The sequence below is a fragment of the Gemmiger formicilis genome, assembly GCF_016901605.1.
Classification (GTDB): Bacteria; Bacillota; Clostridia; order Oscillospirales; family Ruminococcaceae; genus Gemmiger; species Gemmiger formicilis_B.
In genome coordinates this window covers 1-694 of record NZ_JACJKP010000365.1, presented here as the reverse complement: position 1 = coordinate 694, position 694 = coordinate 1, and the positions used below count along the sequence as shown (strand labels likewise).

Annotated in this window: 1 protein-coding gene; it reads right to left on the bottom strand. The window is 63.3% G+C overall.

The window, feature by feature from the left end; translation table 11 throughout:
* Window positions 1-33: 33 nt before the first annotated feature.
* The coding region (locus H6B10_RS14885) for a glycerate kinase family protein (RefSeq protein WP_204652296.1) at window positions 34-694 on the bottom strand (661 nt) is incomplete at its 5' end.

Here is a 694-nt window from a genome sequence, read left to right as displayed (position 1 = left end):
ATTCCGTACTTTTGCCATCGGCAATCATCGCCATTACCGGTTTTTGGCAGCCTGCTGCCCCGCATACCACAGGCGGAACACCTGCTCCGCCGTGGCGGCAAGGTTCTGGCGGGCGTTGCCGGGTTCCATCGCTTCTTCCAGCGTACAGATCCCCCGCAGAATGGGGAAAAATGCATCAATGCCGCTGTGGTTACAGGCGGCAGCATCGGCGGTAACACTGCCTGCAAACGCAACCACCGGTTTACCGTAGGTTTTGGCCAGTCTGGCCACCCCCACAGGGGCTTTGCCCATGGCGGTCTGGCCGTCCAGTCGGCCTTCGCCGGTGACTACCAGATCCGCATCCTGCAGGTAATCGGCCAGACGAGTTTCTTCCAGTACGATCTGAATGCCGGAAGCCAGTTCCGCCCGGGTAAAGCTCAGGAAGGCAAACCCAAGGCCGCCCGCCGCACCGGCGCCGGGCCGTTCCGGGTCTGCCCGGCCGGGGAACTGCCGGGCCGCCAGTTCCGAATACCGGGCCAGCCAGCTGTCCATCAAGGCAATGGTTTCAGGCGTGGCCCCCTTCTGCGGGCCATAAACGGCGCTGCTGCCCTGCGCCCCGCACAACGGATTGGTCACATCGCAGGCGACCTTGAATTCGCACTCTGCCAGTTCCGGCATCACCTGGTCGGTGGTGATGGTACACAGGCCCGCCAGA